The sequence below is a fragment of the Leucobacter chironomi DSM 19883 genome (assembly GCF_000421845.1).
In the GTDB taxonomy this organism is placed as follows: Bacteria; Actinomycetota; Actinomycetes; order Actinomycetales; family Microbacteriaceae; genus Leucobacter; species Leucobacter chironomi.
Genome location: NZ_ATXU01000003.1, coordinates 17,700 through 36,224 on the forward strand (window position 1 = coordinate 17,700; position 18,525 = coordinate 36,224).

Consider the following 18,525-nt stretch of genomic DNA (forward strand, 5'->3'; position numbering starts at 1 on the left):
CACCGCGCGTCGCGGCCGCCGGCGCAGCCGAGAGCCGCCAGGGCCGGGTGCTCCCGGCGCGGGCGGGCCGGGAGCACCCGGGCCCTGGGGTCAGGCCGCGACGGTGTCGCGCGCCTTGCCGAGGTCGATGAAGACGGCCGTGTTGAAGGCGTAGGCGGCCCGCACCTCGTCGAGCATGCGCGACTGCTCCTGCTCGTCGAGATCGGCGCCCAACGCGTCGAGCGAGGCCCGGTACTCGTTCTTGAAGTCGACGAGCGAGCCCAGCGCCTCAAAGTCGTAGAAGGCGATGCCGTCGCGATCCAGCCCGTGCTGCTTGGCGACGCGCTTCGCGATCATCTGACCGCCCGACAGGTCGCCCAGGTAGCGCGTGTAGTGGTGGGCGACGAGACCCGCGGCCCACCCCTCCTCGGCGATCTCGCGCATGCGGGCCGCGTAGGCCACGGTCGCCGGCACCGGCACGATACGGTCGCGCCAGTCGTCGCCGACGAGGTGGCGCAGATCGGCTTCGAGGGCGGGCATGCGCACGAGGCCCGCCACGTGGAACGGCGCGAACGCCGGATCGGCGGCGAGGCGGTCGGCGCTCTCCTCGAGAGCCTCGTACATGTAGTAGTGCTGCGCCACGAGGTCGATGTAGTCCTGCAGTGTGCCCTTGCCGCGCATGATGTCCTCCATGAAGGTGGCCCCTTCGCTGTCGGAGTGATCCGACCAGGAGCTCTCACGGATCACCGCGGAGAACGGCTTCTCGCCCGACGCCTCGGACTCCGCCGCGGCATGCCGGCCCTTCGGGGCGCCGTGCGGGTGGGCGTCGCCGTGGCCGTGCGCGTCGCCGTGGGTCGAAGCGCTGCCGTGCTCCTCGCGCGCGGGCACGCCGAGCTTCTCGCAGGCGGCGTTGTAGAGGGCCACGACCTCGCGGCGGATCTGCGGCCGCTCCGAGATCGAGCCGCCGGGCCACGGGATCGACACCTCGCGCTCGCCCGCGGCGTCCGCCACGAGCCAGACGCCCGCCTCGCCCGTCACGCCCACCATCCGGCTCGACACCGCATCGGGGGCGCCGAACGCACGGACGATCAGCAGATTGTCCTCCGGATGGTCGCCGTTCATGTGTCCGGTCACTGCGGCGATCACGTCATCTGCAAAGCTCATCACCGTCCCATCTTACTCAGGCAAGCCTTACCTGGTAAGCCCGGCCGCCGCACTCCCAGCCGCGCGCACTAGAATCTCGTGTGTTCTTCGTGTTCCGAGCCGAGATTGGCGGTCGAGTTTGATCCCGAGACTTGCACAGCGCACCCGCTTCGCGGCCGTCGCGCTCCTCGCGACAGCCGCACTCGGCCTCACCGCGTGCACCGGCGGATCCGCGGCCGCCCCGTCAGGCGACGTGGCGACCCTCGACCAGGGCCTCTCCACCAGCATCGACGACGCCATCGCCACCGCCATGCAGCAGAGCGGCTCCACCCAGGCCGTCGTGGGCGTCTGGTCCGGCGACAACGCCTACGTGCACGGCTACGGCGACGGCGTCGACGGCAGCAGCCTGATCCGCGGCGCGCAGGCCACCCAGCCGGTGATGTGCGCGCTGCTGCTCGACTTCGTCGCAGACGGCACCGTCACGCTCGACCGCCTCGTCGAGAAAGACCTCACCCGCCAGTCGGGCATCGACGAGGTCACCTACGATCAGCTCTGCGGCATGACCTCCGGGCTCGCCGACTACAAGGCGACCATCGCCGACGTCTTCGTCAACAACCCCACCCGCCCCTGGCCCGAGCAGGAGCTCATCGCGCAGGGCCTCGCAGGCTCGCCGCTCCCGTGGCCCGGACGCGACGTGAACGTCTCCGACACCAACGCGCTCGTGCTCTCCCGCGCCCTGCACGTGAAGACCGGCGAGGCCATCTCCGATCTGCTCAAGGCCCGCGTCTTCGAGCCTGCCGGCATGGGTTCGAGCTACTTCCCCGGCCTCACCAGCACCTCCATCAGCGGCGACACGCTCTCCGGCCTCGCCTACCCGTCGAGCGGCGGCGCGCCCGTCTGCGAGGCCGGTGTCGCCGAGAAGCCCGATGTTTCGCCCTCCATGCTCGGCGGCGCGGGCGCCACCGTCACCACGGTGACCGACCTCAAGAACTTCTACGAGCACTACTTCGACGGCACCTTCGGCGGCAAGTCCGCGCAGCGGGTCACCGAGACCGTGCCGCTGCAGAACCCCGAGCGCGACGCGGACGGCAACCCCACCAGCGAACCCGACGCCGCAGCCGGCGAGTGGGCGTTCGGCACTGAGAAGATCGGCCCGTTCTTCGGACGCAGCGGCGCGATCACCGGCACCCTGACGGCCGCCTACCACGATCCCGAGTCCGGGTTCTCGGTGGTCGTGGCGCTCAACAACTCCTCCGCCGGAGCCGCCTTCGTGAAGACGCTCGCCTTCGAGCTCGCCGCGCTCGCGACCGAGGCGGGCGCCGGACCCGAGCTGACGTGGACCGCCGCACAACAGGCCGAACTCCTCGCAGCAGCAGCCATCTGCCAGGCCCCGCCCGAGGGCGAAGCCACCGAGTAGCCGGCGACCGGCGACCGGCCCGCGCACTGCTATAGTTGGTGCGGCGCTATCGCCCTGGGATCGTCGTCTAATGGTAAGACATCAGCTTCCCAAGCTGAGAACGCGGGTTCGATTCCCGTCGGTCCCTCCACTTGCGGAGGAGAAGATCTCCCTTCCCTCCACTTCAGAAGGCCCGCTTCGGCGGGCCTTCTGCGTATTCCGGCGGCGTGACCGCGCAACGCTGACGCGTTGCATTGAGCGGCCGGCCGGGATGGGAGAATGGTGACCATGTCTTCACGCGAACACTCCGCACACACGCCGCTCGAGATCGGCGAGACGATCGAGCTCGACGTCACCGGGATCGCCCACGGCGGGGTGAGCGTCGCCCGCCATGAGGGGCGCGTCGTGTTCGTCTCGGACGCGATCCCGGGTGAGCGGGTGCGCGCCCGGGTGACCGACGCGAAGAAGAAGTCGTTCGCGCGCGCGACGACCGTCGAGGTGCTCGACGCCTCCGCGGATCGGCGCGACCACGTGTGGGCCGAGGCCGCGCTCGACCGCGATCCCGAGGATCGGGCAGGCGGTGCCGAGTTCGGCCACATCTCCCTCGATCGCCAGCGCGCGCTCAAGGCCGAGGTGCTGACCGACGCGATGCGGCGCTTCGGCGACGTCGAGCTCGCAGCCGAGGAGGGCGAGGATCTCGCCGAGGCGCTCGCCGAGCTCGTCGAGCCCGCACCGGGCGACGACGAGAACAACGGCCTCGGCTACCGCACGCGCGTGCGCCTCCACGTCGATCCCGAGACGGGCGCGGTCGGCCCCTACGCGGCGCGCAGCCGCCGCGTGATCCCGGTCAAGTCGCTGCCGCTCGCCAGCGAGGGCATCGCGCAGATCGCCCCGCTCGGCGAGGCGATGCCGGGCGTCGCCACTGTGGATCTCATCGATCCTGCCGCCGCCGACTCGCGCATGCTGATCGGCCTCGCAGGCGAGAAGACGCGGGCCGGCGAGAACGACACGATCCACGAACTGGTCGAGGATCGTGGCTTCCTCGTGCGCGCCGGCGGATTCTGGCAGGTGCACCGCGAAGCGCCCGCGGTGCTGTTCACGGCGGTGCGCGACGCGATCGCCGACCTCATCGACGACGGCCGTTTCGATCCCGCAGCCGGTAACCTCGATCTCTACGGCGGCGCCGGTCTGCTGGCCGCCGCGATGGCGGAGGCCGCGGGGCCCGGCCTCAAGGTGACCACGGTCGAGTCGGAGCCCGGCGCGACCGACGACGCCGCCGAGAACCTGTCGGAGCTGGTGGGCGCGCTCGCGCTCACCGCCCGCGTGGATCGGCATCTGGCCGAGCTGCTGCGGGCCTCGGCCCCGGTGCGCGACCGGCTGCGTCGCGGCACAGTGGTGCTCGATCCGCCCCGCTCCGGCGCGGGCGGCGGCGTGACCGGCCAGCTCGTCGAGCTCGCCCCGGCGAACATCGTCTACGTCGCGTGCGACCCGGTGGCGCTCGCCCGCGACACGAAGACGCTGCGGGAGTCCGGCTACGAGCTGACGGGCCTGCGCGCGTTCGACATCTTCCCGCACACGCACCACTTCGAGAGCCTGGCGACCTTCCAGCGCGCATAGCGGCGCGGGGGCGTTCGCGCCCCCGCCGGTTCGGCCGCCAGGGGCGGTTCGACGGCGCGGGGCGGGCTGCCTGGGAGGAGAGCCGTGCGGGAGGCGGCTACTGCGCGCTGACCCGCACGACGCCCGTCATCTCGGGGTGCACGGAGCAGTCGTAGTCGAAGTCGCCGGCCTCCTCGAAGAGGTGGGTGTAGCTGCCCTCGGTGATGAGCTCGCTCACGAAGCTGCCGTCGGCGGCGACGACGTCGTGCTCGGCGGTGCCCTCGAACACCCAGCGCACCGCGGTACCGGCCGAGATGTCGATCTCGGCCGGCACATAGCGGTTGTCGATGACGTGCACCACGACGTCGGTCTCGACGTCGTCCGACGGCACCGCAGCCGGCTTCGACGCGGAGCACGCCGTCAGGCCGACGAGCGATCCCGCGCCGAGCGCGCCGAGCATCATGGCGCGGCGGGTGATCTCTGAGGTTTCACGGAACACGGTGCAACTCCTGGGGTTGGAAAACGGGCGCGGACGGAGACGCGGCGCGACGGCGGAACGCCGTTGCGCCGTCGCGACTCAGTGACGATGCAGGGCGCGGGCGGCGTCGGTGATGGCCCCCGTCATCGACGGGTACACGGCGAACGCCGAGGCGACCTGGTCGACGGTGAGACGGTGCTCGACGGCGAGCGCGAGCGAGAAGATGAGCTCGCTGGCGCGGTGGGCCACGATGACGCCGCCGATCACCGTTCCCGAGGCCTTCCAGGCGAAGAGCTTCACGAAGCCGTCGGTGAAGCCGATCATCTTCGCGCGCGGGTTCACGCTGAGCGGCACCGTGTGGGTGACGTGCTGGGCGAGCCCCTCGGAGTCGGCAAGGGTGCGCTCGTTCCAGCCCACAGTCGCGATCTCGGGATAGGTGAAGACGTTGGCGGCCACGTTGCGAAGGTCGATCGGTCGCACGAAGTCGCCGAGCGCGTGCATGATCGCGGTGCGGCCCTGCATGGACGCGACCGAGGCCAGCGGGAAGAAATCGGTGCAGTCGCCGGCGGCGTAGATCGAGGGCACCCCCGTGCGGGCGACCTTGTTGACCCGGATGTGCCCGCTGTCGGTGAGCTGCACGCCCGCCTCCTCGAGGCCGAGACCGCGGGTGTTCGGGATCGAACCGACCGCCATGAGGCAGTGCGAGCCCTCGATGGTGCGGCCGTCGGAGAGGGTCACGAGCACGCCGTCGTCGCTGCGCACGACGGAGTCGGCGCGCGACTTCGACATCACGTTCATGCCGAGGCGCTTGAACTCGCGCTCGATCACGGCGGCGGCGTCCGGGTCCTCTCCGGGCAGCACCTGCTCGCGGCTGGAGACGAGCGTGACCTCGGCCCCGAGGGTGCGGTAGGCGTTGGCGAACTCGGCCCCCGTCACGCCCGAGCCGACCACGATGAGGTGCTCGGGGATGGCGGGCAGGTTGTAGAGCTGCTTCCAGGTGAGGATGCGTTCGCCGTCGGGCTTCGCCGAGTCGAGCTCGCGGGGGCTGGATCCCACCGCGACGACGATCGTGTCGGCCTCGACCCTGTCGAAGTCGGTGCCCCCGTCGCCGGCGGCCGTGGAGACGAGCACCGCGCCGGGGCCGTCGAGGCGCCCCTCCCCCTGCACGACGCGCACGCCGGCGTTCTCGAGGCTGTGCAGCATGTCGACGGACTGCGCACCGGCCATCGCGAGCAGGCGCTTGTTCACCGCGGCGAGGTTGACGGCGATCTCGGGCCGCACGGGCTTGCCGTCGCCGCCAGGCACGAAGGCCTGCACGCCGAGACGCCCGGAGTCGCGCACGGCCTGCACGCCTCCGGCGGTCGCGATGAGGCTCTTCGAGGGCACGACGTCGGTGAGCACTGCGGCCCCGCCCACGCCGGCGCGCTCGATCAGGGTGACTTCGGCGCCGAGCTGGGCGCCCGCGAGCGCCGCCTCGTATCCGCCGGGGCCGCCGCCGAGCACGGCGATCCGATGCTTCCGTTCATACGCTTTCGCCATGTCTTCCATCCTAGGCGCTGCGCACCGCGACGGGCGTTTCCGGACGGGCCGGAAGCCGCCTGCGGAATAGTGAGGCAATCCGCCGAAAAACAGGGGAAATCGTTGCAGATGACGCTGTTCACTTCCGTTCGCCTCCGAGTACCTGTCGGGGCATTCGCAACGCTCTAGGATCGATCTCGGCATCGCGAGTGGGCGCCGGTTGAACGATGAAGTTGGGAAGGACGACTGCACATGACGAGGATCGAGCACGGGATCCCCTTCGCCGAGACGCCGGACCAGAGCCTCAGCGCCCCGCGACCACCCCGCAGCACCGGATCCGCCGCCCTCGAACGCGATCCCGGCATGCCGCCCAGCACTTGGCGGTTGCGGAGCGACGCGTGGGAGTACCTGCGCTTCGCGGTGAAGCGGCTCGCGATCGGTGGCGAAGACGCCGAGGCGCTCGCCGGCGACAGCGAGATCCACCGCAGCCTGCGAGCCCTCGAGACCATGGAGATGTACTGGGCCGGCTTCGGGCAGCGCTACGTGCGCGGCATCGGCGAACTGCTCGATGCCGGCGACTACCGCACCGCCCTCGACCGCATCGGCCGCGTCGTGAACCGCCTGCGCGGCGACACCGTACCCGACGAGCCGCGCGACGAGCACCTCGACGAGCAGGAGCGGGCCGAGGTCGCAGCGGACACCGACGCCCGCCCCCGCTTCGAAGTGCTCGTCGTCGACGAGACGACGCCCGCCGACCGCGACCTCATGCGCTCCGAAGCGCTGCGGCTGCGCGGATCCGCCGACGCCTTCACCTACGAGTTCGTGGTGGTGCCCTCCGCCGACGATGCCGTGGCGGCGGTGCTCACGAACCCCAACATCCTCGCCTGCGTGGTGCGGCCGGGCTTCAGCGACCGCACCCGGCAGCGCCTGAGCCGCGATCTCACCGAGACGATCAGGCTGGCCCGCTCCGAGGTGACCACGGGCCGCACCTCCGAACGATCGTCGCTCGCCTCGGTGCAGCGGGTGCTGGGGCTCGCCGACACCCTCGCCGCGATCCGCCCCGAACTCGACCTCTACCTCATGGCGGGCGCGCACATCGAAGACCTCGCGGGGGCGCTCACGCGCCGCTTCCGCCGGGTGTTCCGCCGCGAGGATCAGCTCGAACTGCACCTCTCGCTGCTGCGCCGCGTGTCTCACCTCTACGACACCCCGTTCTTCTCGGCGATCCAGGATCACGCGCGCCGCCCGGTCGGCGTCTTCCACGCCCTCCCGATCGCCCGCGGCGGCTCAGTGGTCAACTCGAAGTGGATCCGCGACCTCGCCGACTTCTACGGCCTCAATCTGCTGCTCGCCGAGACGAGCGCCACCTCCGGCGGCCTCGACTCGCTGCTCGCCCCCACGGGAGCCATCAAGAAGGCGCAGGATCTCGCCGCACGCGCCTTCGGGGCGAAGCACACCTTCTTCGTCACCAACGGCACCTCGACCGCGAACAAGATCGTGCACCAGGCACTCGTCAGCCCCGGCGACGTGGTGCTGGTGGATCGCAACTGCCACAAGTCGCACCACCACGCCATGATGCTCACCGGCGGCCGCGCCGCCTACCTCGAGGCCTACCCGCTCAACGACTTCGCGTTCTACGGCGCCGTGCCCCTCGACCGCATCAAGCAGCTGCTGCTCGACTACCGCGCCGCCGGCCGCCTCGACGAGGTGCGCATGGTGACCCTCACCAACTGCACCTTCGACGGCATCGTCTACGACCCCGAGCGGGTCATGGCGGAGTGCCTCGCGATCAAGCCCGACCTCGTGTTCCTCTGGGACGAGGCCTGGTTCGCGTTCGCCGCGTTCCACCCGGTGACCCGCCGCCGCACCGCGATGGCATCGGCCAAGAACCTCGAAGAGCGTCTGAAGACCTCCGCCCACGCGGCCGCGTACCGGGCCCAGCAGCAGCGCCTCCACAGCGCCGACGGCACGCCGGCGCCCGACGAGGTGTGGCTCGAGGAGCGGCTGGTCCCGAGCCCCGACGCCCGCATCCGCGTGTACGCCACCCACTCCACCCACAAGACGCTCACCGCGCTGCGGCAGGGGTCCATGATCCACATCTACGACCAGGACTGGGTGCGCGAGGCCGAAGAGCCCTTCCACGAGGCCTTCATGACCCACACCTCCACCTCGCCGAACTATCAGATCCTGGCGTCGCTCGACCTCGGGCGGCGGCAGGTGGAGCTCGAGGGCTTCACGCTGGTGCAGCAGCAGCTCGACCTCGCCACCAGCCTCTCGCAGGCGATCGCGCGGCACCCGCTGCTGCGCCGCACCTATCGCGTGCTCACCGCGAACGAGCTCATCCCGGCAGCGCACCGCGAGACGCGGCGACCCATGCCGCTGCGAGACGGTCTCGCCTCGATGTGGCAGGCGTGGGCGGCCGACGAGTTCGTGATCGACCCCTCGCGCGTGACCGTCGAGATCACGCGCACCGGTGTCGACGGCGACACGTTCAAGCACGAGCACCTCATGAACCGATACGGCATCCAGGTCAACAAGACCAGCCGCAACACCGTGCTCTTCATGACGAACATCGGCACCACGCGCAGCGCGATCGCCTACCTCATCGAGGTGCTCGTGAAGCTCGCGGAGCGCTTCGAGGAGGATCGGGCGCAGCGCGATCCCGAACTCGCCGAGGCCGCGCTCGCAGCGGAGGCCCCGATGCCCCCGCTGCCCGACTTCAGCGCCTTCGCGCCGGGCTACGACGCACCCGGACTGCCCGACGGCGACGTGCGCACCGCGTTCTTCCGCGGCCAGCAGCGCCGCCACATCGAGCATGTGATGCCCGGCGAGCTGCGCGAGCGGGTGGGGCGCGGCGAGCAGCCGGTGTCGGCGGGCTTCGTCACACCGTACCCGCCCGGCTTCCCCGTGCTCGTGCCAGGCCAGATCATCACCGCCGAGGTGCTCGACTTCATGGCCGTGCTCGACACCCGCGAGATCCACGGCTACGACCCGCGGCGCGGCTACCGCGTGCTGCGCGCCGAATAGGCTGGTGGGCATGAACGACGCGCAGGATCACGCAGCCTCCATCGACGACCCCGCGGCTCTCGCGGCCGAGGCCGCCGCCGCCATCGCCCGCCTGACGGGGGTCGATCGGCACGATATCGGTCTCACCCTCGGCAGCGGCTGGGGCAAGGCCGCCGACGTGATCGGCGAGACCGTCGCCGTGATCCCCGCCGAGCAGGTGCCCGGCTTCCACGTCTCGGGCGTGCCCGGGCACTCAGGCACGCTGCGCTCGATCCGCCTCGCGAGCGGCAAGCACGCGCTCGTGATCGGCGCCCGCACCCACTTCTACGAGGGCCGCGGCGTGCGCGCCGTGGTGCACGGCGTGCGCACCGCGGCGGCCGCCGGCGCGACGACCATGATCCTCACCAACGGTGCCGGCGGCATCGACCCCGCCTTCCGGGCGGGCGAGCCGGTGCTCATCTCGGATCACCTCAATCTCACCGCCGCATCGCCGATCGAGGGCGCGAACTTCGTCGATCTCACCGACCTCTACGCGTCGCGGCTGCGCGACCTCGCCCGCGAGGCGGAGCCGGCGCTGCAGCAGGGCGTCTACGTCCAGCTGCCCGGCCCGCACTACGAGACGCCCGCCGAGATCCACTACCTGCGCGTCATCGGCGGCCAGATCGTGGGCATGTCGACCGCACTCGAAGCGATCGCCGCCCGACAGGCAGGCATGGAGGTGCTCGGGCTCTCGCTCATCACCAACCCCGCCGCCGGCATGGGCGATCCGCTGAGCCACGAAGAGGTGCTCGCCGAGGGCAAGGCCGCCGAGCCGCGCCTCGCCGAGCTGCTCTCCCGCGTCGTCGCCCGGCTGTAAACGCGGCGGGGGGCGGATCGCATACGTTCGTACGATCCGAGCCCCGTTTTCGGTGGGAACGTCTGGGGCGTCGGGGCGCGCCCGGCGGCTAGGCTGAACAGCGTTGCAGGCAGAGTCGCCACTCAGAGGAGAGCATATGCAGTCGGTCGACGTCGTGGTCATCGGCGCCGGGTTCGCGGGCCTCGTGGCCTCGCGAGAACTCGGCCGAGCAGGATTCGAGGTGGTGACGCTCGAAGCGCGCGACCGGATCGGCGGCCGCACCTGGACCGACCACCGCCTCGGCCACGACCTCGAGATGGGCGCCAACTGGATCCACTGGGTGCAGCCGCACGTCTGGGCCGAGGCCACCCGCTACGGCCGCGAGATCGTGCGCAGCCCCGCCGCCGAAGAGGCGTACTGGCGCGGCGCCGACGGCACGCCCCGCAAGGGCGGCCTCGCCGAGTTCATGGCGCTCATCGACGAGGGCCAGCAACTGGTGATCGACGACGTGCGCGAGGCGATGCCGCGCGGCACCGAGCCCACGACGGGCCGCATTCAGGAGCTCGACGCGCTGAGTCTCCAGGATCGCTTCGACGCGCTCGACCTCGACCCCGAGGCGCGCGCCGCCAACGAGTCGGTATGGGTGGGGCACGTCAATGCGCCCCTCGACCAGGTCGGCCTGTCGAGCGCGCTGCGCTGGGTGTCCGCCACCGGCGGCCACTGGCAGCTCATGCACGAGGCGTCGGCCACCTTCCGGGTGGTCGACGGCATGCGGGGCTTCACGAATCGCGTCGCAGCCGACGTGCCCGGCGAGATCCGCCTGAACACCACCGTCGCCTCGGTGACCCGTCAGGGTGACGGCGCCGACGCGCACGCGATCGTCGAGACGGCCGACGGTGAGCAGATCCGCGCCCGCCGCGTCGTGACCACCCTGCCCGTCAACGCGATCGCCGGGATCCGCTTCGATCCGCCCCTCCCCGAGGTGTGGCAGCGCCAGAACACCGAGACCGTCGCCTCGCAGGGCACGAAGGTGTGGATCCGCGCCCAGGGCCACCTGCCCCGCTTCTTCGCATACGCCAGCCAGCACGACCCCATCTCGGTGCTCAAGGCCGAGTTCTACTGCAGCGACGAGCATGGCGACTCCACGATCCTCGTCGGCTTCGGCCCCGACCACACCCGCATCGACCTCGACGATCTGGCGGGCATTCAGGCGGCCGTCGACGCCTGCCGTCCGGGCGTCACGGTCGTGGAAGCCACAGCGCACGACTGGATGACCGACCCGCTCGCCCGCAACACCTGGATGACCCACCGCCCCGGCCAGCTCACCCGCGACCTCGCCGAGCTGCAGCAGCCCGACGGCGTCGTGCACTTCGCCACGACCGACAACGCGAACCTCTGGGGCGGCTTCATCGACGGCGCCATCGAGAGCGGACTGCGGGAGGCCCGCCGGATCGCCGAAGCGCTCGCTCCGCGCTGAGCCGCGAGTTGCGGCGCTCACCGATGTTTCGGACGGAGACGTGGGAATCGATCCGAAACACGGCTGAGCTCCGCAACATCGGCGAGCCCGACCCGCCCCCTACCCCTCGAAGACGACCCGGCCGTCGACCACGGTGAGGCGGATCGGCACCTCGGGCAGCTCATCGGGCGAGACCGCGACCGGGTCGGCGCCCCACACGGTGAGGTCTGCCACCGCGCCCTCGGCGAGCACGCCGCGATCCGCATGCCCGCGGGCGCGCGCCGGCCACAGCGTGTAGGCCAGCAGAGCCTCCTCGCCGCTCAGCCGCTGCGACGGCTCGAACACGTGCGCCGACGCGTCGCCCGGGGTGTGCCGCCCGCGCGCCCACGCCATGCCGATGCGCGGATCGTACTGGGCGACGGGCCAGTCCGAGCCCAGCACCAGGGTGACGCCCGCCTCGATCACATCGCGCACCCGGTACCCGGTCTCGTCGCGGCCCTCGCCGAGTCGGGCCGCCCAGCCGTCGCTGTGGTCGGCGGCGCGCCACTGCATGTGGAGCGGCTGCATCGACGCCGTGACGCGGGCGACCGTGCCTGCATCCCCGCTCGCCGCGCAGTCGCGCAGCTGCTCGACGTCGGCGTCCGAGAGCACTTCGAGGTGCTCGATGGAGTGGAACGGCAGACTCGCGCGCGCGGGCAGCGAGGCGTACACGTCGAGCACCCGGCTGACGGCGTAGTCGCCCACCGCGTGCGTCGCGATGAGCATCCCGGCGTCGTGGTAGGCCCGCACCACCTCCGCGAAGCGCTCCCAGGAGGGCCAGAATGCCGAGCGGCCGTCGCCGCAGCTGTCGGGGGTGTGCAGCCAGGCGGTGCCGGTGTCGATCACGCCGTCGCTGAACAGCTTGATGGCGCCCGTCTGCCAGAGCCGGCCGCGACGATCCTTGGCGGCGATGACGCGCGCCACATCATCGTCGGTGTCGCCGACGGCGTGCCAGTGATGCACGGTGACGCGGTGGTCGAGCTCGCCCCGCGCTTCGAGTTCGCCCAGCAGCTCGACCGTGCGTTCCTTGCCGTCCATGATGGCGCCGCCCGTGAGGCCTGTGGCGGCCAGGCGCCGGAACATGTCGCGCAGGGCGTCGCGCTCCGCGTCGGGCGAGGCCTGCGGAGCGGCCGCGAAGAGCAGATTGTAGGCGGTGGGCTCGCGCAGCTCCCCGGTGGGGGTGCCGTCGGCGTCGACCACGATCTCGCTCGCGTCGTCGAAGTCGCGGGCCCCGGTGATGCCGGCTGCGGCGAGCGCGGGGGCCGTGCCGAGGGCGGTGTGCAGGTCGTAGCAGATGAGGGCGACGGGCCGGCCGGGTGCCGCGTCTTCGAGCAGGGCGCCTCGCAGGCCGCCGGGGCCGCCGGTGTCGTGGGCCGCGTGCTCGAAGGGCTCGTACTCGAGGTTCCAGCCGCGCAGCCAGGCGCCCTCGGGCAAGCGCTCATGCTCGGCGGCGATGGCGGCGCGCAGCTCGTCGAGGGTGCCGAGGCCTCCGAGGTCGATCCCGGCGGTCACCTCGGCCGCCCAGTGGGGGTGGGTGTGCCCGTCGAAGAGGCCGGGGGTGACGGTGGCTCCGGCGACGTCGCGCACCTCGATGCCGTGCTCCTCAGCGGCGGCGCGGATCGTGTCGTCGTCGCCGAGCGCGGCGATGCGGCCGTCGCGGATGAGCACCGCGGTGACGGCTGTGTCGGCGGCATCGCGGTCGGTGTTGGTGCGCAGTCGCGCCCCGATGACGGCGAGGTCTCCTCCGGTGGTGGTGTGCATGGGGCTCCTTCGGTGTGGGTGGGGCGTGCGGGGTCAGTGCCGGCCGATGGCGTCGAAGCGCTCGCGGGGCGCCATGTCGCCGAAGCGGCGGGGATCCCAGTGCTCCTGGAACTGCGGATCCCCGGTCCCGCCGGCGACGAGCTCGGCGAGGTACTCGCCCATGAAGGCGGCGTACTTGAAGCCCTCGCCCGAGTCGCCGCAGGCGAGCACGACGCTCGGGTGGGTGCGGCCGATGATGAAGTCTCCGTCGCCGGAGTCGGTCCAGGTGCAGACCTGGGTCGCGAGCACCCGCGGCACGATCGCGGTGAGGTCGCGTGCGACGCGGGCGCGGATCCGCTCGGTGCGCTCGGGCTGCTCCGCACGGTCGAGGTCGTCGCCGAGGGTGCCGGCGGCGAGTCGCCGCAGCGGCTCGTCGAGCCCCACCTTGTACCCGGCGGCGCCGTCCGGCATCGCGTAGACACCGGGCTCGTCGTCGCTGGGGCAGTCGACGAGGCCGGGCAGATCGGGGGCGGGCGGTGAGCAGTGCGGATCGCCGAGGTGCACCACCTGCTCGATGTAGGGCGTGAGCGGCAGCGAGAGGTCGAGCCCTGACAGCAGCTCGCGGGTGCCCGGCCCGGCGGCGACGAGCGCCTGATCGGCTTCGAAGGTCTCGCCGTCGGCGGTCGCGATCCGCACCGAGACGTCACCCGGGGTGATGCCCACGACTCGCGTATCGGGGCGGTAGTCTCCGCCGGCGGCGACGAAAGCGGCGAGCGCGCTCCGCAGCAGACGGTCGGCGAGCACCACGCCGCCCTGTTGGACGAACAGGGCGTCGCGGCCGTCGGGGCGCAACCCTGCGAAGACCTCGCCCACCCGATCCGCGGCCACCCGCTCGACCGGCTGGTCGATCGCGGCGAGCGCTTCGGCCACGGCCGGGAGCGAGAGGTCATCGCGCCAGAGCAGCCCGGTGCGACGGAACACGGGGGCGCCGAGCCGGTCGCTCAGCCGCTCCATGGCGGCGAGGGTGCCGAGCATCGCGCGTGCGCGCCAGAGCTGCGTGTCGGCGAGGCGCCAGAGCCGCGAGGTGCCGCCGCTCGATGCGAACGGCCCGCCCGGCGCGAAGCGTTCGAGCAGGGTGACGCTCCAGCCGAGATCCTGCAGTCGCAGCGCGGCGGGCAGGCCCCAGGCGCCCCCGCCGATCACGATCGCGCGCATGCCCACGGCGCCGTCCTAGTCGTCGATGACGGTGTAGTGCTTGCGCAGCGGCTCGTGCACGCGCCAGACGCCCTTCCACCCGGAGGGCATGACCATCACGTCGCCGGGGCCGAACTCCTCGGGCTGCTGGCCCTCCACCTCGATGGTGACCCGCCCGGAGAGGATGGTGCAGATCTCGGTGTAGCCGTTGCGTTCGGCGGTGAAGTCGCCGGGGGTGCACTCCCACAGGCCGGTGTCGATGCGGCCGTTCGACCAGGTCGATGCCGAGACCTCGGTGAGGCCCTCGGTGAGCGCGGTCGGCTTGGGGGCGTGGGGGCCGAGCTCGACGGCGGCGGTGCCGTGGGTGGCGTGGGTGCGGATGATGTCGTTCATCGGTGTCCTTATTCTCAACGGTCGGGTCGCGACGGCGGCGGATCAGTGGCGTCCGGTGACCACGTCAGCGATATGGGCGATGGGCGAGGTCGTGGCGCGGCCGGCGAGCTCCGCCCGGTCGGCGACGCCGTAGGCCGCGTACAGGCCCTTGGTCGCGATCCAGCGCAGCGGCTCGGGCTCCCACTTGCGCACCCGGTGGTTCACCCAGGGCAGCCCGGCGATCTCGGTGTCGTTGCCGAGGATGAGATCGGTGATGGTGCGGCCGGCCAGGTTGGTCGAGGTGACGCCGGTGCCGACGTAGCCGCCGCCCCACGCGATGCCGGTCTGGCGGTCGAGGCCCACGGTCGCGGCCCAGTCGCGGGGTACGCCGAGCACGCCCGACCAGACGTGGTCGACGCCGGCGCCCCGGGTGGCGGGGAAGAAGCGGTGCAGGATCTCGCTCAGCGTGTCGACGGTGACGGGCGGGGTCTGGCCGTCGGTGTCGGTCTTCGACCCGAACTTGTAGGGCACCCCGCGCCCGCCGATCGCGATGCGGTCGTCGGCGGTGCGCTGCGCGTACATGTAGACGTGCGCGAAGTCGCCGAGCACCTCGCCCTGGTTCCAGTTCAGCTCGTCCCACACCTCGGGAGCGAGCGGCTCGGTCGCGATGAGCGACGAGTTCATGGGCAGCCAGAGCCGGTGCAGGCCCTTGAGGTTCGCGGTGAACCCCTCGGTGGCGCGCACGACGTACTCGGCCGACACCGTGCCGTGGGTGGTGGTCACCCGGTGGGGCGCGATCTCGACGACGCGGGTGCGCTCGTAGATCTCGACGCCGAGCCGCTCGACGGCGTCGGCGAGGCCGGCTGCGAGCTTGGCGGGCTGGATCCGCGCCGCGTGGGGGTGCCACACCGCTGCCCGCGTGTCGGCGACATTGATCTTCGCCTTCGCCGCGTCGGCTTCGAGGAGTTCGAGGTCGGTGTACCGCCACGCCTGCTCGGCGGCGGCGAAGGCGCGGATGCGCGCCTCCTGGGCCGGGGTGTAGGCGACGTTGAACTCGCCGCCCTTCTTGATGTCGGCGTCGATCCCCTCGGCCGCGGCGACCCGGATCACCTCGTCGACGGTGTCGTTCATGGCGCGCTGGAATCGCTCGGCGGCGTCGCGGCCGTGCGTGGCCTCGTACTGCTCCCGGCCGCCCGTGATCGCGGCGGTCAGCCAGCCGCCGTTGCGGCCCGAGGCGCCGTAGCCGACGTGGCGCTGCTCGAGGATCACCACGCGCAGTTCGGGGCGGGCCTGCTTCAGGTAGTAGGCGGTCCAGAGGCCGGTGTAGCCGGCCCCCACGATCGCGACGTCGGCGGTGAGGTTCCCGGGCAGCTCGGGGCGCGGCTTGGGCGCGCCGATCTGCTGCCACCAGTGGGACACGTTGCCGTTGATCATGCGAGGTTCCTTCGTTGTCGGGTGATGCGTGTCTCGTCGGACGTCGGCGTGTGCGGGGCCTCGTCCGGAGTGGGTGGGCTGTTGATCCAGAGGATCGCGGCGGGGGCGTCGGATTCGTTGACGACCCGGTGCGGCACCGAGCTCAGGAACTCGATGGAGTCGTCGGTGTCGAGTTCGTAGCGAGTGCCGTCGAGCTCGAGCACCACCCGCCCCTCGGTGACCACGACGAACTCCTGCGAGTTGCCGTGGGTGTAGGCGTCGGGTCCGGTCGAGCCGCCCGGTGGGAAGCGACCGGCGTAGATCTCGAGGTTGCGCAGCGGAGGCAGGGCGACCACGTGCTTCTCCGCACCGGCGAGCGGCAGGGTGGGCCGGTCCGCGGCGCGCAGCACGCCGCGCGTGTGGGCGGCGGTGTCGTCGAGCAGCTGGGCCGGCGCGACGCCGAGGGCCGCGGCGACTTTGCGCAGCGAGGCGACGCTCGCGTTCGTGTGCCCGTTCTCGAGCTGGCTGAGGAAGCTGGAGCTGACGCCGGCGGCCGCGGCGAGGGCCCGCAGACTCATGCCGCGCAGCTGGCGGAACGATGCGACGCGACGGCCGAGGGCGTCATCCCCCGGGGTGTCGCGCGGTGCCGCGCCCATGGCTCCTCCTCGATGCCGCGGCCGGAGCCGCCTGATCACTGAACAATGCGTTCAGTATTCTTTTCACAACGTACATCAGCGCCGGCGTCGGCGCAAGCGGCTGGAGTCGCCCGGCCGCCCGCGGAGCGGCTGGGCGCGGGCGTACACTGGTGTGCAGTTCCTCACGAGGGAGCTGCCCAGTCAATGGCGCTGAGCCATCGACACTCCAACGACGTTGCGTGGCCGGCGCATCACCGCGATCGAAAGCTGCTCCAATCTTGTCCGCCACCTCCGCCACCTCCGCCAGCCGGGTCGACGCGCCCCGCAACTCGCCGTCGCGCGTGATCCTCGCGAGCCTCATCGGCACGACCATCGAGTTCTACGACTTCTACGTCTACGCCACCGCGGCCGTGCTCGTCTTCCCCGTGCTCTTCTTCCCCACCGGCAACGACACCACCGCCCTGATCGCGTCCTTCGCGACCTTCGGCGCGGCGATGCTCGCGCGGCCCATCGGCGCCGTGTTCTTCGGGCACCTCGGCGACCGCCTCGGCCGCAAGACCACCCTCGTCGCATCGCTGCTCACGATGGGCATCGCGACATTCCTGATCGGGCTGCTGCCCACCCACGAGAACATCGGCGTCTGGGCGGCGGTGCTGCTGCTCGTGCTGCGCCTCGCGCAGGGCTTCGCGATCGGCGGCGAGTGGTCGGGCGCCGCACTCGTCGCCACCGAGAACGCCCCCGCGGGCAAGCGCGCCTGGTACGGCACCTTCCCGCAGCTGGGAGCCCCGCTCGGCTTCATCATCGCCAACATGCTCTTCTTCGTGATCAACAACGCGCTGGCCGATCCCGAGCACCCCGGCGTCGCCTCCGAAGCGTTCCTCGACTGGGGTTGGCGCGTGCCGTTCCTGTTCTCGGCCGTCATGGTGATCGTCGGCCTCTGGGTGCGCCTGAAGCTGGTCGAGTCGAGCGCCTTCGAGAACGCCAAGCAGGGCGGCAAGGTGACGCGCATGCCGCTCGCCGTGGCGTTCAAGCACCACTGGAAAGCGCTGATCCTCGGCACCTTCGCGATGCTCGCGACCTACGTGCTGTTCTACCTGATGACGTCGTACACGCTCACCTTCGGCACCCGCCCGGGCCTCGAGGCCGCGCAGACCGCCGCCGAGGCTGCGGGAGCGCCCTTCGACGCGGCCGCCTACGTGCCCGGCCTCGGGTACAGCTACAACGAGTTCATCCTGATGCTCGTGTTCGGCGTGATCTTCTTCGGCATCTTCACACTCGTCTCCGGTCCGCTCGCCGACCGCTTCGGCCGCCGCCGCACGCTCATCGCGGTGACCGCGGCGATCGCCCTCTTCGGCTTCACCTTCGTGCCGCTGCTCGGCGGCGGCACCGCGGCGGTGATGTTCTTCCTCGCGCTCGGCTTCACCCTCATGGGCCTCACCTTCGGGCCGATGGGCGCGTTCCTGCCGGAGATGTTCCCCACCAACGTGCGCTACACGGGATCGGCGGTGGCCTACAACGTGTCGTCGATCCTCGGCGCGGCCCTCGCGCCGATCATCGCGGTGTGGCTGTGGGGCCTCGCCGACGGCAGCCCCGTCTTCGTGGGCATCTACCTGACCGGCGCCGCAGTGCTCACCCTGATCTCCCTGATCCTCGCCCCCGAGACCAAGGACATCGACATGGAGGCGTAGGGCCTCCTGGGGGCGCCCCTGGACCCTCCCCTGGGTC

Annotated in this window: 14 protein-coding genes and 1 tRNA gene; 7 read left to right on the forward strand and 8 right to left on the reverse strand. The window is 71.5% G+C overall.

Features of this window, described 5'->3' with window-relative positions; all coding sequences use genetic code 11:
* Nucleotides 1–90 precede the first annotated feature (90 nt).
* Nucleotides 91–1,143 (reverse strand): biliverdin-producing heme oxygenase, encoded by a 1,053-nt coding sequence (locus tag H629_RS14750; protein ID WP_169447466.1) that lies wholly within the window; start codon nt 1,141–1,143, stop codon nt 91–93.
* A 118-nt stretch (nt 1,144–1,261) separates the two neighbouring features.
* Between H629_RS14750 and H629_RS0103865 the strand changes: the two genes are divergently transcribed.
* The 3 genes from H629_RS0103865 to H629_RS0103875 all read left to right on the forward strand — a co-directional run bounded on the left by H629_RS0103865 (nt 1,262) and on the right by H629_RS0103875 (nt 4,135).
* Nucleotides 1,262–2,539 carry a serine hydrolase domain-containing protein gene (locus tag H629_RS0103865; RefSeq protein ID WP_024356033.1) on the forward strand — a complete coding sequence of 426 codons (1,278 nt, stop codon included), beginning with the start codon at nt 1,262–1,264 and terminating at the stop codon, nt 2,537–2,539.
* A gap of 56 nt (nt 2,540–2,595) precedes the next feature.
* A tRNA-Gly gene (locus H629_RS0103870) sits at nt 2,596–2,669 on the forward strand.
* Between the two features lie 128 nt (nt 2,670–2,797).
* Nucleotides 2,798–4,135 (forward strand): class I SAM-dependent RNA methyltransferase, encoded by a 1,338-nt coding sequence (locus H629_RS0103875; RefSeq protein ID WP_024356034.1) that lies wholly within the window; start codon nt 2,798–2,800, stop codon nt 4,133–4,135.
* Between the two features lie 97 nt (nt 4,136–4,232).
* Here the strand turns inward: H629_RS0103875 and H629_RS0103880 are convergent, their stop codons facing one another.
* Both H629_RS0103880 and H629_RS0103885 read right to left on the reverse strand, forming a co-directional pair.
* Nucleotides 4,233–4,613: a cupredoxin domain-containing protein gene (locus H629_RS0103880; protein WP_024356035.1), complete on the reverse strand. Its 381-nt coding sequence runs from the start codon at nt 4,611–4,613 to the stop codon at nt 4,233–4,235.
* Between the two features lie 78 nt (nt 4,614–4,691).
* Nucleotides 4,692–6,131 (reverse strand): NAD(P)H-quinone dehydrogenase, encoded by a 1,440-nt coding sequence (locus tag H629_RS0103885; RefSeq protein ID WP_024356036.1) that lies wholly within the window; start codon nt 6,129–6,131, stop codon nt 4,692–4,694.
* Nucleotides 6,132–6,362: 231 nt separating this feature from the next.
* Between H629_RS0103885 and H629_RS0103890 the strand changes: the two genes are divergently transcribed.
* From H629_RS0103890 to H629_RS0103900, 3 genes are all read left to right on the forward strand, one after another.
* Nucleotides 6,363–9,137 (forward strand): aminotransferase class I/II-fold pyridoxal phosphate-dependent enzyme, encoded by a 2,775-nt coding sequence (locus H629_RS0103890; RefSeq protein ID WP_024356037.1) that lies wholly within the window; start codon nt 6,363–6,365, stop codon nt 9,135–9,137.
* A gap of 10 nt (nt 9,138–9,147) precedes the next feature.
* A complete protein-coding gene (locus H629_RS0103895; protein ID WP_029746548.1) occupies nt 9,148–9,972 on the forward strand; it encodes a purine-nucleoside phosphorylase in 825 nt (274 codons plus the stop codon).
* 136 nt (nt 9,973–10,108) lie between these two features.
* Complete coding sequence (locus tag H629_RS0103900) at nt 10,109–11,428, forward strand: flavin monoamine oxidase family protein (RefSeq protein ID WP_024356039.1); 1,320 nt, start codon at nt 10,109–10,111, stop codon at nt 11,426–11,428.
* A gap of 99 nt (nt 11,429–11,527) precedes the next feature.
* Here the strand turns inward: H629_RS0103900 and H629_RS0103905 are convergent, their stop codons facing one another.
* Genes H629_RS0103905 through H629_RS0103925 form a run of 5 tightly spaced genes read right to left on the reverse strand, consistent with a single transcriptional unit; the run spans nt 11,528 to nt 16,821 of the window.
* Nucleotides 11,528–13,207, reverse strand: coding sequence for an amidohydrolase (locus H629_RS0103905; RefSeq protein WP_024356040.1), 1,680 nt, complete (start codon nt 13,205–13,207; stop codon nt 11,528–11,530).
* 33 nt (nt 13,208–13,240) lie between these two features.
* The gene (locus H629_RS0103910) at nt 13,241–14,401 is read right to left on the reverse strand and encodes an NAD(P)/FAD-dependent oxidoreductase (protein ID WP_029746549.1); all 1,161 of its coding nucleotides are present in this window, start codon (nt 14,399–14,401) and stop codon (nt 13,241–13,243) included.
* A gap of 15 nt (nt 14,402–14,416) precedes the next feature.
* The gene (locus H629_RS0103915; protein ID WP_024356042.1) at nt 14,417–14,773 is read right to left on the reverse strand and encodes a cupin domain-containing protein; all 357 of its coding nucleotides are present in this window, start codon (nt 14,771–14,773) and stop codon (nt 14,417–14,419) included.
* Nucleotides 14,774–14,815: 42 nt separating this feature from the next.
* The gene (locus H629_RS0103920) at nt 14,816–16,186 is read right to left on the reverse strand and encodes an NAD(P)/FAD-dependent oxidoreductase (RefSeq protein ID WP_024356043.1); all 1,371 of its coding nucleotides are present in this window, start codon (nt 16,184–16,186) and stop codon (nt 14,816–14,818) included.
* Nucleotides 16,183–16,821, reverse strand: coding sequence for a helix-turn-helix domain-containing protein (locus tag H629_RS0103925; RefSeq protein ID WP_024356044.1), 639 nt, complete (start codon nt 16,819–16,821; stop codon nt 16,183–16,185). Before H629_RS0103925 ends, H629_RS0103920 begins: the two co-directional genes overlap by 4 nt.
* A 257-nt stretch (nt 16,822–17,078) precedes the next feature.
* Between H629_RS0103925 and H629_RS0103930 the strand changes: the two genes are divergently transcribed.
* On the forward strand, nt 17,079–18,488 hold the full coding sequence (locus tag H629_RS0103930) for an MFS transporter (RefSeq protein ID WP_024356045.1): 1,410 nt from the start codon (nt 17,079–17,081) through the stop codon (nt 18,486–18,488).
* Nucleotides 18,489–18,525 lie beyond the last annotated feature (37 nt).